The 15355-nt window shown below is 58.1% G+C and carries 6 protein-coding genes; 5 read left to right on the top strand and 1 reads right to left on the bottom strand.

Translation table 11 applies throughout. The annotated features are described in order from the left end of the window. Positions 1–162 precede the first annotated feature (162 nt). From V5E99_RS27490 to V5E99_RS27470, 5 genes are all read left to right on the top strand, one after another. The gene (locus V5E99_RS27490) at positions 163–2541 is read left to right on the top strand and encodes a hypothetical protein (protein WP_499805475.1); all 2379 of its coding nucleotides are present in this window, start codon (positions 163–165) and stop codon (positions 2539–2541) included. An 83-nt stretch (positions 2542–2624) separates the two neighbouring features. Beyond that, the gene (locus V5E99_RS27485) at positions 2625–4685 is read left to right on the top strand and encodes an immunoglobulin-like domain-containing protein (protein ID WP_499805474.1); all 2061 of its coding nucleotides are present in this window, start codon (positions 2625–2627) and stop codon (positions 4683–4685) included. A gap of 102 nt (positions 4686–4787) precedes the next feature. Continuing rightward, entirely contained in the window at positions 4788–6671 is a 1884-nt protein-coding gene (locus tag V5E99_RS27480) for a hypothetical protein (RefSeq protein ID WP_499805472.1), read from the top strand. Positions 6672–6686: 15 nt separating this feature from the next. Then, positions 6687–9002 carry a hypothetical protein gene (locus V5E99_RS27475; RefSeq protein ID WP_499805471.1) on the top strand — a complete coding sequence of 772 codons (2316 nt, stop codon included), beginning with the start codon at positions 6687–6689 and terminating at the stop codon, positions 9000–9002. Positions 9003–9218: 216 nt separating this feature from the next. Next, positions 9219–12905, top strand: a complete 3687-nt coding sequence (locus V5E99_RS27470) for a hypothetical protein (protein ID WP_499805469.1) — start codon at positions 9219–9221, stop codon at positions 12903–12905. Positions 12906–12956: 51 nt separating this feature from the next. Here V5E99_RS27470 and V5E99_RS27465 read toward each other — a convergent pair whose 3' ends face one another. Beyond that, entirely contained in the window at positions 12957–14996 is a 2040-nt protein-coding gene (locus V5E99_RS27465) for an autotransporter outer membrane beta-barrel domain-containing protein (RefSeq protein WP_499805467.1), read from the bottom strand. Positions 14997–15355: the final 359 nt, after the last annotated feature.

Below are 15355 nucleotides of genomic sequence, written 5' to 3'. Positions count from 1 at the left end.
TAGTAGGCCGTGTATTGGCTCGTCGGCAGCGCTGTTGCCCGCATCCGCCGGATTGCACACCAACCACTCATCGCCACTGTCAGATCTAACAGGTGTTTTGTCTCTGCGATTCAGCGCCAAATAAATCGACCCTTTTATTTGAATCGGCGAGGAGCTAATAGCATGACCGCGCACAGCTTGTTTCTACTGCCCCGCTTCGACACCGCATTTTCCCCGCTGCGCATGCCTCCACTGCGGATCAGCAGCATGACCAGTCCCGTCGAGGGTGGCGACGGCGGGATCAACATCGCCGCGGTAGAGGGCGACCCCGCTGGCGTGTTCTGCTCCATCAACGCGTACCAGAGCATGCAGGCAGGCGACCGGATCGACGTTCATTGGGGCGTCGATCACAAATACCTGATCGAGGTCCAACCCGATCAAGTCGACGAGCCGCTGTTTTTCTACTTGCCCAGGGCGTTCATCGTTCGCGGCTGGGTTGAGGTCTGGTATCAGTTGAACCGCATGGGCGAAAGCGTACCGGACGATCCGTCGATCTCATTGCGACTGCTGGTCAAACTGGACAGACCCGGTGGCCGCGATACGCGACCACACGACCCCATCGGGCATTCGGAACTTAAATTCGTGCAGTTTCCGCCCGAGCTTGATCTGGTCGATGCCGAATGGGCAATAAACGGAGTACCCATGGGCATCCAGACCTATCCGTTCATTGCTGCACACGACAGCATAACGGTGCAGTGGGGACGCATTTTTTTGCCGCCTCATTTGGTGACGCAAGAACAGGCCGAAGGTCGCGAGCCGATCATCATCACCGCAGACCAGGCCACGATCCTCGCCGCTGGTGACAGCAACGCCCTGCGTGTTCACTACGACGTGCATGACGAGGTGTGGAACTACGCCGAAAGATACTCGCAATACACCACAGTCGCCGTCGACGCCGGGACCTCGCGGCTGGAAGCGCCAATCATCAAAGAGTCGAACAACGGCATCATCGATCTGGAACAACTGGGTAAAAAAGACGTCACGGTCCAGATCCATATCACCACCACTGACTTCGAGATCGATGACAGCCTGATCATGACGTTCATCGGCACGCCCAATACCGGCAGGCCGTTGGTCCATACGCAACAGGCCACCCTGACCAACATTCCGAGCATCCTTGAACTGCCGGTGCCTTACGCGTTCATGCGGGCGATCGCCATGGGCTCGGCAGACGCCTTCTACGTGCTGAACAAAAAAAATAATGGCCCGTCGTTGCCGTCCAAACATGCCTTCGCCTCGGTCATCGGCCAGATCACGTTATTGCCCGAACCCGTGATCCGTGAGGCGCTCGGCAATACGCTGGAACCCGTCGAGCCGATGGCCACAGTCGACATCAGCTACCTTGGCATGGTCAGTGGTGACTACATCAACTTGATCTGGCTCGGCACCCGGGCCAGCGGCCAACCCTACTTGCATGAAGCACAACACACCGTCACCGCCAATGAAGCGAAGGAAAAGCTTGTGACGATGTATGTCGGCGGCGAACACATCCGGACTCTCGAAAACGGCACGCTGGACTTGTCTTATCGGGTAGCGAATGACGATACCGACGTCTATGGCATAAGCCATTCCGAACATGCGCTGGTGCGAGTCGAGTCCATTCGTGCCGAGCTGCCGGTGCCCATCGTTCTCGAGGCCGACCCGCCGAACATCCTAGACCCGTCGAAAGTACATAACTTTGTCACAGTACTGGTCGATTACCGAGGCATGGCCAAGGATGACATGCTCACCTGCGACTGGGTCGGCGCAGGCCCCGGCGGCAGCTACCGTGATTCGGTGCCTATTACGGCACCGACGGTCGGCCAGCCCATTCGTTTTCGTGTGGACGCGCAGGTTGTCATTGCCAACATCGGCCTATACGTCAAGGTGCGCTATGCCCTCTGGCGCGCGGCAACCAACCGTTACAGCTACTCGACCACGCTAAACCTGCTGATCGGCGAATTAGTGGGCGAACTGCCCCCGCCCGAGGTGATCCAGGCCCCGGGCGGTAATCTGGACCCCGCTGCAGGCCTTGGGCGGCGTGGACGTCAAAGCCGGCTACGAAAGCATGAAGCCCGCACTGGACACCATTGCCTTGCGATGGTCCGGCACACCAGGCCCCGGCAGCTCCAACGACCAGGAACTGCCGGCGCACGAGAACGGCAGCGTGCAATTCCACCTGCCCGCCACCGTGGTCGGCGCCAATATTGGTCGCTCGGTGTTGGTCGACTACGACGTGGTGCGCTATGGCGTCCGAACCCCCTCACAACCTCGGGACATCAAGGTACTGACCTTTCAAGACCCGGAAACCGAACTGCCCCGCCCCCAAGTGCCGGAGGCCAGCGACGATGTTCTCGACCTGATGGAGATCCCGGCCAACGCCTCGATCACCGTCGCCGTCTGGCCCTTCGCCGCCGCCCGGCAAAAGGTCTGGCTCGCGGTCCATGGCACACTGCCCACCGAAACTTCATATGTCATCGAAGTACTCAACGGTCAGGAAATATCCGCCGGCCAAGCCAGTAACGGCCTGCGCGAAACCCTACTGCGCAGCGAACTGCTGAAACTGGCTCACAGCTCACAGCTCACCGGCGACGGTGGTGTGCAAAGTGGCCTTCGATGCCAGCCTGGAAGAGCGCGATGCCATTGAATTCCCGTCCTTGTTACTGACCATCAGAACCCGCTATGACTATTTAACGCCGGTGATTACCGGCGTATCGGACTCTCGCCGCGAGATCGAGGAAGGAGGGACAACCTTTGATGATGCGGTGACGTTCAAGGGCACCGCCACCCGGGGCGAACGTGTCGAGCTCTTCGACGCCACCTCTCAATCGATGGGAACCGCTGACGTCAACGCGGCAAGTGCGTGGGAATGTGAACTCAAAAACCTGACCGAACGCCTCTATCGCATCAACGCCAAGGCGTTGTATGACGCAGTCCCCGTCAGCAGTGAGCCCCGAACCTTTACCGTCAACTTCGCCATGACCCCAACCATCGACTCAGTTACCGATTCCAAAGGGCAGGTAGCACCCGGCGGTTCGACCTACGATAACGTCGTGACCCTGACCGGCTCCGCCAACCCGGATCAAAAGGTGGAAATTCTGGACGATGCGGTCTCCAAAGGCACACTGGATGTCGACGCCAGAGGCAAATGGGAACTTCACCTCACGGTGCTGGCCGTCGCCGCGCACAACATTACCGCCAAGGCGCTGTACGACGTTGACCCGATTTCAAGCCCGGTTAGAAGTTTCCGTGTTCTGCAAACCATCACGCCGACCATATCCTCGGTGACCGATATCAGGGGAGCCGTCAACAATGGCGGCACGACGTACTACACGGCGGCAGCCCTGAGCGGAAAAGCCAGCCCCAACGAACAAATCCAGTTGCTCGATAACAATGTGCCGATAGGAAACCCGATCAATGTCACCGCCGCCGGCACCTGGACCTATGAGCTGAAAAATCTCACGCTCAACAAGACCTATCGCCTGACCGCCAAAGCCCTCTACAGCAACGAACCGGTGTCCACTCCACCATGGAATTTCACAGTGGCGGCAATGATTGCGCCCACGATCACCTCAGTCACCGACAGCGCTGGCGGTCTGGTTCAAAACAACGCCACCACATACTTCAGCTCGCTGATCATGCAAGGCCGCGCCACCCCACGGGAAAGACTGACCCTGCTAGACAGCGGCGCATCCCCAAGAACGGTCAACATCGATGCTGGCGGCAACTGGCGGTATGACTTCAACAGCCTGACAGCCAAGCGCTACAGCATCACGGCTCGCGCCGAATACACCGTTAATCCCGGAACCAGCCCGGAACGTGTCTTCACCGTTGCCTCGCACGTTGCACCGACGATCACTTCAGTCAGGGACTCCCGGGGAGAACTGCAGGACGGCTTCACCACCATCGATAGCTCCGTAAGCGTGTCCGGGCGTGTCACGCCATCGCATCAGGTGCAGATTTACGACAACAACGTTCCAGGGTCGACGCTATCGGCTAACGCCTCGGGAGAATGGTCGGCCACCAACATTTACGTTCAGATCGGTGGCCATAGCATCAACGCAAAAGCCTTGGCCACAGGACAAACATCCAACACCCGCCGCTTCACAGTACAGTCACCCATCCCGCCACTGAACTTCAACGAAAGCACCGTCACACTGGCAGGCAAGGTGTATATGGCCGTCGGTGGCGTCTTGCCGAGCTTTGGTGCTGGCACGTCGGTTCAACATGTCGCCTCTGGCGGCAGACCCGGTTACACCTATGCGTCCAGCAACTCGGCGGTGGCTGTCGTCGAATCCAACGGACGGGTGACCGTGCGCAGCAAAGGTTCAGCCTATATCTCGGCGACGGATACAGTCGGTCAATCCAAACGTTATCTGGTGAATGTCACGGGCGCCATTCAGTGCATCGACCTGAGCGCTGGCACCTATGGGCAAATAGTCAACGCCGCAAGCGCAGCAGGCGCACGCGTGCCATCGATTGGCGAATTGCGGGAAATCTACTCGGTATACGCCGGTCGGTGGCCCACTAACCCCTGGTACTACTGGAGCAATTCTGTTCACAGCCAATTCATCATCCGCAAAATGTGGACCAAACAGCTAAATGGCGGAGGTGAGTCCCCTCAACCTGACAGCACCGTCCACGCTCGAGGGTTGGGCTTGCGGTAGTCCTCGACCACTCGTCGCAACTGTCAGATCTGACAGTAGCCCGTTCCCGTGGTTAAACCCTTAAATCACTCTGTCCCCGTTCCGTTGACAGGAGTGCCGAACATGCTCGTTCAACCGCCAAAAAACCTCGCTCCGCAATTATTGCTCGCACCGATAGTTCCTGACCGCACGGAGCCGCCACTGCCTTCCGGTGAATGGGGCATCAACCTTGCTGCCGCACAAGGCAACTATCCCGAGAAGGGGCTAAAAGTATGGATACCCGTCTGGGCGCAACAGGGCCTGGGTGACAATGTTGATCTTTTGAGGAATGGCACAATCGTTGACCACCACGTCATTAGCGAACCCGTCGAAATAGAGGAACGCACGACGTTATGGGTCGCACCGGAGGATCTCGAGTCAGGCTCACAAACGTTGTCCTACAGGGTCACACGGCGCAATCAAGGGGCCGAGACGTTCGAGCCGCCGCTGCAGTTCTACGTAAAACTGGATGTGCCCGGAGGCGAGGATCTGGACCCGGTGGAAGGTCAGCACTCCGGGTTATACATGAACATCGACCCCGAAATCCTGCGCGATGGCGTGAACGCCGATAACGTCGGCGATGGCGTGGATATCACGATCAAGGCCAAGCCAGGAGCCGGTACCTCGGCCCCCTACCCCAACGCAGCCCTGGGCGATGTATGTATCGTAAATTGGGGCGGGATGTACGTTTATTCAGACCCCGTCACTCAGGATCAAATCGACGATCCGCAAAACAATCCTCTGGTTATTAACATCAGCAAAGCCAAGATCCTGGAAGCCAAGGACACGGGCCCGGAAGGCCTGTCCGTCACGTTCAGGGTCACGGATCGGGTGAACAACGTTTCAACCGACTGGTGCACCCCTGCACCTATCAAGGTCAAGCTGCGCCACTCGTCTCTGCCGGCCCCCATCATCAGCAACACCGACGGCAATAACCTGCACCTGGACGCGCTGAATGGCGAGGCGTTGGTGGTACAGATCTGGGCCGAGTCGGTCGAGGACTTCAAGCAAAACGACTGGGTCATCCTGAACTTCATGGGCACCACTGCGGAGGGTGAAGCGGTCAACACCCAGGTACGTCAACAAATCGAAAGCCTGCCCCCCTTGCTGATGACTGTGCGCGTTCCCAACGTTGCCGCCCGTGCACTGGCCAAGACTCAAATAATGTGTTTTTACGATCTGGAACGCGGGGGCTCGCCCGTTCAATCGTCCAACTGCCGCTTTGTCAATATCATCGGGGAGATAGAACAACTGGCGGCCCCGCTGGTGGAAGACGAACAAGAAGACACCCTGGACCCGGACCTGCCCGGTGTTGAAGTCAACATTCCCTACGACGAGCGCATCCTCGTAGACCACGCCATAGAACTCAACTGGTTTGGCCTACGCGCCAACGGGACCACCTACAACCCGGAACTGGACTGGTATTTACCGAATGAAGATGAGGTCGAGGCCGAAGCAGGCTTCTTCATCCCCGTTGACGGCAAGCACCTCAAGACCCTCGAAGGCGGCACGCTGGTGCTGTCGTACAACCATTTGCGGGCGGATGACAACGACGACATCATCAGCCGCCGCTCCTTGAACACAGAGCCACTGAATGTGGGCGAGCGCCAATACGAATTGGTCAAACCCATCGTTCAGGGTGAGCAGGACGGCGTGCTGGAGCCCGAAGACCTGCCCGGTGGCGTCACCAAACTGATTGCCCCTAACCCAATCAGCAACCCTACGGAAAGCGGCGACATCCTGACGTTCACCTGGATTGGCGAGCAAAGTGGCGAAACAGAACAGGTTAGAAACATCACCGCGCTCAATAAGGGCAAAGACATCGAGTTCGCACTAAACGCCGCATTCGTTGCTGAACACATCGAAGCGAACCGGGGCAAAACGGTGACGGTAACGTACCGGATCTGGCGCAAGGCAACGGGTAAAACCAGCCTCTCGAACCCACTGGTGTTCCGTGTCGGTAGCTAAACAGGAGTGATCGTCATGCTTGTTCAACCCCCTAGACAGCTTGCTACCGACTACCTGCTAGAGCCGGAAATTCCCGGCCGCACCGAGCCGCAATTGCCTTCCGGCGAGTGGGGCATCAACCTCGCCGCCGCCAAAGGCAACTTCCCCGACAAGGGCTTGAAGGTTCACATCCCGATCTGGTCCACGAAGGGATTGGGTGACAAGGTCGAACTGTTGCTCGCCAACAATCCGGTTGACCAACACACCATCAGCGATCCCACAGAGGTGGACGAACCGACGATTTTGTGGATCGGGCCAGGGCGTCTGCAAACCGGCGCCTATCAGATGACCTACCGGGTGACCCGACGGTCTCAGGCGCCCGAAACGTACACGCCGCAGGTCAAGCTCTACGTCAAACTTGAACTGCCCGGCGGCCAGGACCTGGACCCGGTCGAGGGTCAACACTCGGCGTTTTACATGTACATCGACCCGCAGATTGTCCTGGATGGCGTCGACAAGGACATCGCCAGGGCCGGCGTAAAAATCACTGTCCAGGCCAAGCCCGACAGCGGCACCGCAAGGCCTTACCCGAACATCGCCGTGGGCGATGTCTGCACGCTGAGCTGGGGCGGCAAGTATGTGTTTTCGGCGCCCGTCACCCAGGAACAAATCAACGACCCTGTCGGCCATCCCATCGTCATTACGGTGGATGAACAAACCATTCTCGATGCCCACGACACTGGCCCTGACGGCCTGGCCGTGACTTTCATGGTCCGGGACCTGGTGGACAACCAGTCTGAAGACTGGTGCAAGGAAACGCGCATCGTGGTCGATACCGGCAACTCACGGTTGCGTGCCCCGATCATTGCCGGAACCAACGGCAACAATCTGGATCTGGAGGCCTTGGGCGATGAGGATGTCGTTGCTCAGGTGTGGGCCGAATCCATTGATGATTTCGCGCAGAACGACACCATCATCATGAACCTGCGGGGCACTTCCCTTGAGGGTGAGCCCGTGGACATCGAGGTCAGACGCGTCATTTCGAGTCAGCCGCCGACGGTGGTTTTCGTTTCCCTTCCCAACGCCAGCGCCCGATCACTGGCGAAAACCCAAGGAGTGTTTTCCTACAAACTGGAACGCGGCGGTTCAACCATCCAGCGTTCCAAGGGTCGTTTTATCAATATGATCGGCGAACCACGACGCCTCGCCGCGCCCATTGCTGAAGATGAACAGCAAGGGGCGATCAACCCTGACCTGCTGCAGGTGCTTATCAGGATTCCCTTTGATGACGCTATCAAACCGGACATGGCGATCGAGCTGATATGGACCGGCACCCTGGCCGGTAACGGCACCTACGAGCCAGAGTTGGCGTGGTACTTTCCGACGCCTGAGGAAATCGAAGCCAGGCAAGACTTCTTCATCACGGTTGACGGTCGACACCTGAAAATACTCGAAGGCGGGACGCTGGCCTTGTCTTACAACCTGCTCAGAGGCGAAGGCGACCTGATCATTCGGCGCGGGTCCCGTCCGGCGGCATTGCTGATAGTCGGTCAAGCCCGGCCCGAACTGGCAAAACCCATTGTGCTCGGTGTGGAAAATAACGCACTGGAACCTGATGACCTACCCAACGGCGTGAGTCAACTGACCGTGCCACGGCCCGTCGAAACGACCCAACCCGGGGACGTTGTGACGTTCACCTGGGTCGGTTCGGTGACCGGCAAGGTGCGCGACAGCATCAACATCACCTCTCACAACGCTGACCAGGACGTGCTCTTCACACTTAATACCCGGTTTGTGGCCGAGCACATCGAGGCGAATCGGGATGGCATCGTCACGGTCTGGTATGACATTGCCCGGGTCGGCCCGCCCGCCAGGAGCAGCTACTCGCAGGCGTTGGTGTTCGATGTCGGCGAGGCCACCCTGACTGAAGATATTACGGATTTTGAAGATGAAAAATGGGGAGGCTGGGAGCGTGGGCCCGGGCTCGACCCGCGAGACTGGGAGATCAGGTTCGACCCGAGCGGCAAGCACTTGTTCAACAATACATTCACTGATCAATCCGACGGCATCGTTCTCCAAAAAACCATTGCAAACTTGAAGGTTGGGCAGCGCTATGAGTTTTCAATCATGGCCATCAGGATCGGTGTTGGACGCGCCACCCCTTCGCTTTCATTACGCACTTCATATGGTGCACTGACCGAGCCCACCGAACTGACAACCACATGGACAAGACTGGCTGGAACATTCACGCCAACAGCGCCAGCCGTCGTACTGATGATCAACAGCCATGAGGCGAGCGGCGTCGGCAACGATTACGCCGTGGATGATTTAACAATAAAGCGCGCGCCTTGAACCGCCAGCCATGGACGCTGGATGCCCCCAGCACTTGGCGACCTGTGGGAATCAACCTGCTCTCTCCCACAGGCTGCCATGGCTTGCTTAAAACACCCCAACCACTCGTCGTCACTGTCAGATCTGACAGTAGCCCTCCCCATCGATTAGTCGCCAAATGAAACGACCCGATTCATTTGACGCCTGATACGTCGCGATCGACAAGGAGCCAGTGACATGACTGCTTACAGCCTGTTTCTCTTCCCGCGCGTAGAAACCGCAATATCCCCACTGGCGCTACTCCCCCTGCGGATTGCCGGAATGGTTCACCCCCTTATCGATGAGAATGCCGATGGCGGGATCAACATCGCTGTCGTCTCTGACCATCCTGCTGGCGTATACAGCTTCATTCCCGCCTATCTCGGAATGCAGGCGAGGGATCGACATGACATCTATTGGAACGATGTAAAGATCTTCACCCGAGAGGTTGAGCTCACCGATATCGACGAGCCGCTGTTCTTTTACCTGCCCACCGCGCCCATCACTCCCGACTGGGGAGAGTGCTATTACGTGTTGACCCGCCAAGGTCAGACCGTGCCCGACGATCCATCGGTGGCACTGCGGCTGCGGGTCAAACTGGACCGGCCGGGAGGTTATGACAGGTTTCCGCACCTGCCTGGCCATTCAGAGCTGGGCATTGTGCAATTGCCGGCGGATGTCATCAGAAACGGCGTCGATGCCGAATGGGCCGCAAGAGGCGTTCCCGTGACGATCCCCACCTACCCGTACATTGCGCTGCGTGACACCATCCAAGTGGCATGGGGCAGCGTGTTGTTGCCACCCCATCTCGTGACCGAAGATCAGGCCTCGGGCACCGCGCCCATCGTCATAACGGCCGACCAGGAGGCGATCCTGGCCGGTGGTGACAGCAACGCGCTGCTGCTGCAGTACGACGTCTTCGATGAAGTGCTCAATTACGCGGAAAAATGGTCGCTACCCACAACGGTAGCGGTCGACGCCGGCGCCTGGCGGCTGGGAGCGCCGATCATCAAGCAAGCCTCCGGCGGCGTGATCGATCTGGAAACCCTGGGGTACGACGATGTCGTGGTGCAGATACTGGTTGAGGGCCGTGATTTCGAAGTTAACGACACCATCGAGATGAAATGCGTCGGCCTGACCTCGGCGGGCCAGACATTGACCCACATCGTACCGGCGCAAATCCTCAGCGAGCCGCCGATGATTCTGGATATTGCGGCGCCTAATGCGTTTTTTAGAGCGATTGCCAGCGGCTCGGTGGAAGCGTCCTACTTGCTGATCAAGCAAAACGGCAGTCCACCGCTATCTTCCAAACGCGCCTTTGCCAATATCGTCGGTACGTTCATGGATTTACCGGCACCGACCGTTCGTGAAGCTCAGGGCGACACGCTGGAACCCGAAGTCAACGTCGGCACCGTGGACATCCGCTACCCCGACATGAAAAATGGCGACTTGATCAATACGATCGGGGCGGGCAGCCAATTCAATGGCCAATCTTATGTCTTTGAATATCCCCATACCGTCAGTGAAGGCGACGCAGCGGAAAAAATCATTACCCTGCACATCGAAAACGAACACCTCACGGCCCTGAAAAACGGCAGCTTCGAACTGTTTTACCGGGTCTACCGGATGGCCAGGGAAGACCTGCACCTGTATGGCGTCTATGAGTCAGAACACCTGTACCTCAAGATCGCAGCCATTCCTGGCGAGTTCCCGGCGCCCACCGTCCTGGAAGCGCCTGACGGCTTTCTCGATCCGACCACCGTTCCCCACAGCGCCACCGTGCGCGTGGACAACCCGACAACCGTTATCGGCGATGAAGTGACCTGCTACTGGAAAGGCCCGAGCACCAGTGGCAGCACTCGTGCCTCGGTCCCCATCACCAATGTCACTGTCGGCAAACCGATTAATTTCCGAATCGATGCCCGGTTCATCACGCCCAACATCAGTGAACTCGTCGCAGTGCGCTACGGTATCCAGCGCGGCAAACCTGCGCAGTATTATTTTTCCGAGACGCTGACACTTGAGGTAGGCCGGGCCATCGAGCCTGAGATTGTGTCGGTAACGGACTCCAAAGGCCCGATTGCCCCCAACGGCATTACGTTCGACGACCGCGTAAGAATTGAGGGCAAGGCTCACCCGGGTAGAAAAATCCAACTCTTCGACGCCACCACGTCACTTGATGTGCTCGACGTGAGCGCCGACGGCGACTGGGATTACTGGCTGAACGAGATGCCGCTAAAAACCTATCGCCTGACCGCCAACGCCCTCTATGGCACTCGGCCGGAATCCGCACCCCAGGTGTTCACTGCCGTGGAAACCATCACACCGACCATCCTCTCGCTCACCGACTCCAAGGGCGAAATTCCCCAGGACGGCATCACCTTCGACAAGACCTTTACCCTTGAGGGCGAAGCCAGCCCGAATCAACGGGTCAGGATTCTGGACGGCATCAATGTGCTTGCAGAAAGGAACGTGGAGCTCAACAACAGGTGGACCTACACTCACACGACATCGGCAGTCAAAGCGTTCAGCCTGGTCGCCAAGGGACTTTACGGCGTCGAACCGGAGTCGAGCCCTCCCCGCAACTTTACAGTCGCACAAGCCCTTGTCCCGGTGATCAGCACCGTGACCGACGCCTATGGCTCAGTCGCCCCGGGCGGCATCACCTTCCTCAAAAGCGTGACCCTCACAGGTACCGCCAGCCCCAACCAGAGCGTGCGGATACTCGACGGCACCACCCCATTGGGAGAACCGAAAACGGATGGCCAAGGTGGCTGGACTCACACGATCAGCGGTCTGACCCTCAAACTCTACAGCCTCACCGCCCTCGCCCTGTATGGCGATGGGCCCGTGTCAACGCCGCCACGCACCTTCAAAGTGGAAAACGCCGTCAGGCCGACCATTGCCAGCGTGACCGATTCCAGAGGCACCGTCGCTGAGGGTGCCGTCACCTACGACAAATCGGTGACCGTCAGTGGCAAGGCCAGCCCCAATCAAAATATCCGCCTGCGCGACGGCGCCAACTCACTGGGCGACGCCAGGGCCAATAACTCTGGCGACTGGAGCAAAGTGACCGGGTCCCTGAGTGTCAAAACCTACTCCCTCACAGCGCTGGCCTTGTATGCCGAAGGCGCTGTCTCTACGCCAGCGCGAACCTTCAGGGTGGAGAATGCCGTCACGCCATCCATTACCTCAGTCATTGACGCCGCCGGCAACAGTATTGGTCCGGGCGGCAGCACCTATCAAACTTCGGTGGCCATCTCGGGCAGCGCCCCCGGCAATACTCAGGTGGACCTCTATGACTCGGGAACTCTGTTGCAACGGGTAACTGTATCGAACAACACCTGGAGCCTGCCCCAACGGTCATTCACTGGCGGCACTCATACCATTACGGCTCGCAGTACCAATGGCAGCGGCCTGAACTCACCAGCACGAAGTTTCACCATAGAAACCACGCTCTACAGGGACTTTACGGATTTCAACAACCAGTCCTGGAACGGCTGGCAGATTGGGTCCTCCGCCGCACGTGATCTCTACCTGCGCAATGCCTTTGGAGACTGGCGACTTAACAACTACACCCACAACGATGAAGCGCTGGGCGTGATCATTCAAAAGACGCTGACCAACTTGCGCGCCCAACAACGCTATCGTTTCTCTATAAAGATCGCTCGATATGATGGAAGGTATGCTCTCCCACAAATATCAATTAGAGCCGACCGCGCCGCAGTAGCGGGCCCTATCAATATCACGTCGATGGGCTTCATCACCCTGTCAGGCAACTTCACAGCTAGCACGGCACGAGTCACCCTCGATGTATACAGTCATGTAAAAACCGGCATTGGGAATGACTATGAAATCGACGACATCGAGATAATCGCGGTGTAACCCATCATAAAAAACCCCGCAAAAATGCGGGGTTTCCCTTTCCATCAATCCCTACCAGGCATACCTCACCCCAACATTCGCCCCCCACGGCTGCTCGATATGCTCACCCTTGCCGTAATCGAAATCGGCGTGCAGTTGCAGCTTTTCGGACAACGACGCCGCCACGCCGACACCGAATTCCGCACGGGAGCCGGAGAGGTCGTTGTTGAACGTATTGTTGTTGACCTGCACTTCATTGTTTTTCGCGAACTCGTGGACCATCGCCGCTCGCACGTAAGGCTGCAAGGTGTTGCCATTGCTGAGCGCGATGTTACGGCCGGCCGTGGCCCCGAGTTTGCCAAGCAACGAACGCGTGCGATCGCCGTCGGCCTCCATGCCGTTGTCCAGATCGTAGTGGCGGCCCTGGATCACCACCGCCGAGAGCTGGGTGAACGGCTCGACGAAGTAACCGTCATCCAGTTTGATATGTCGGCCAAACTCCGCCGAAGCACCGACGCCCATGTTGTCGTAATCGCCCTTGGTGCGGGTGCCGTCGCTCAGGCTGACTTTCGAGTCGTTGCGAAAGCGGTTGAACTTGAGCACGCCGTCGAAGTAGTAACCCGTGTCGGCGTCCAGCCAGGTGATGTAAGGCCCCAGGTAGTAACTCTTGATCGTGCCGGAGGTGCCGCGCGTGACGTCCAGGTCCGACTGGCTGTACCCCGCCAGCACGCCGATCAGCCATTGACTGTCACCCAACCGCGCGTCGGCGCCGAGGGAAAAGCCTTGTTGCGTCTGCTGATAGCCCACGCCCGAACCTTCGGCCACGTCGTACTTGTTGCCGTAGGTGCGAGCCCAGGCGCCGGGCTGGCCACCATTGAAACGCAACTCGCCCATGCGGCTGCGCAACGAGGTCAATTCGCCGTACCACACGGTAGGCGCCGCGTTGAACAGCGCCATGACCGATCGCGCGCCGGGGCTGATGGTTTTGGTCGTGGGGTCGAGGAACCAGTCGGTTTCGCCGGCACCGTTGGTGATACTCGAAAGCTCATAGGAAAACGCCCCCAGGTCCACCGGGCCGCCGACCAGCGAGAAGCGTGCATCGCCAGCGCCGGTATGCACCACATTCAGTTGTTGACGCGACGTTGCGTCAACGCCTGAAGCACGAATGGCCAGGCCGAAATCGCCGGTGGCCACACCGCTGACGTTCAGGAAATCGCGATCGCCGGTGGCAAAGTCACCCTTCATCGCAAAGGTACCGTTGCCTGCCAGGGCGCCAACATTCAATTGGTAGAACGTGGTGGCATCGGCGGCACCGAAACTGACAGTGCCGCCATTCATGGCGAGGGCGCCGATAGAGTCGTTGCCGGTCAGGGTCCAGTTGGATTGGCTGTTGATCGTCACGCCGTTGACGTTATCCAGACGGCCGGTGAATTGGGATTGGTTGTTCAGGGTGACGTTGGCGGTGCTGCCGCTTTCTACCAGCACATCGCCGGTCATGCGGCCCTGGTCGAAGGTGAGGTTGGCGGTGCTGTTGCCGCTGACTTGGATATTACCCTCCAACAGGCTGTTGCCCACGTTCACCGACGCTGTCGAAGCCTCCTGGATATCGACCAAGGTGTTATTACCGGCTCTCAATACCGAGTTGTTCAACACTTCAATATTTGCGCTGATCCCCCTTTGTATGAGAATCGCAGAACCGCTGACGCCCTCCACGCTCGAACCATCCAGAGCAAGGGAATTGGCTCCCACTCTGAGAGGGTCATTGGCCATAACCACACCGTTGACAGCCCCGATGATTCGGCTGTCGGCACTGGCGCGTACATCGCCACCGAGAATACTCATGCCGACACCGTTGCCAGTCGTTGCCGTCACTTGCGTGTTGACCAGGCTAAGGGTGCTCAGCCCGGTAACCTGAGCACCAAAACGTCCGCCACTGATCTGACTGTTCGAGACTGAAACGGTTGAGCCGGTGGTGGCAGAGTTCGGTCGGTTGACAGCCAGGCCGATGGTGTCGCTGGTGACGACGGCCCTGTCGATCACCGCGCGACTGTTATTGACCATGATGCCCTGCGCGCCCGGATTGCCAGCAATGGTGGCTCCGTTAATATTCAACGTCGATCCGGATTGAACCGTAACGCTGTTGGTGGTTGCTCCAGTCATGTTCAACACGCTGTTGTTGCGCACCAGGTAATCGATAATCGGGGTCGTCGCGTCAATATCAAGGGTTGCCCCGTTATCGATGATCGTTGCCGCTAACAGTGGGGGGCTCAGCAAAAAAAAAACGGCGTTGCCACCAGTTTTCTCAAAAAGCCCGCCGAGGCAACAAAGTAAACATTCGAATTATTAACATTCATGTGATTCTATCCTCTTATTTTCATCATCAACTTCCATAATGCGCGAACCAGTTGAGACCACTATTAAAGCGCGCACAATACCGCTGTAATTCATAAAAAAATGTAGGACAAATCCTT

The organism is Janthinobacterium sp. LPB2021202312-11-4 (assembly GCF_037049705.1).
Taxonomy (GTDB): domain Bacteria; phylum Pseudomonadota; class Gammaproteobacteria; order Pseudomonadales; family Pseudomonadaceae; genus Aquipseudomonas.
The sequence above is the reverse complement of the archived record's forward strand: the minus strand, read 5'-3'. Positions and strand labels throughout refer to the sequence as shown.

Coding starts and splice junctions, on each gene's coding strand:
- V5E99_RS27490 (WP_499805475.1), top strand. CDS start 163: ATGACCGCGCACAGCTTGTTTCTACTGCCCCGCTTCGACACCGCATTT.
- V5E99_RS27470 (WP_499805469.1), top strand. CDS start 9,219: ATGACTGCTTACAGCCTGTTTCTCTTCCCGCGCGTAGAAACCGCAATA.
- V5E99_RS27475 (WP_499805471.1), top strand. CDS start 6,687: ATGCTTGTTCAACCCCCTAGACAGCTTGCTACCGACTACCTGCTAGAG.
- V5E99_RS27480 (WP_499805472.1), top strand. CDS start 4,788: ATGCTCGTTCAACCGCCAAAAAACCTCGCTCCGCAATTATTGCTCGCA.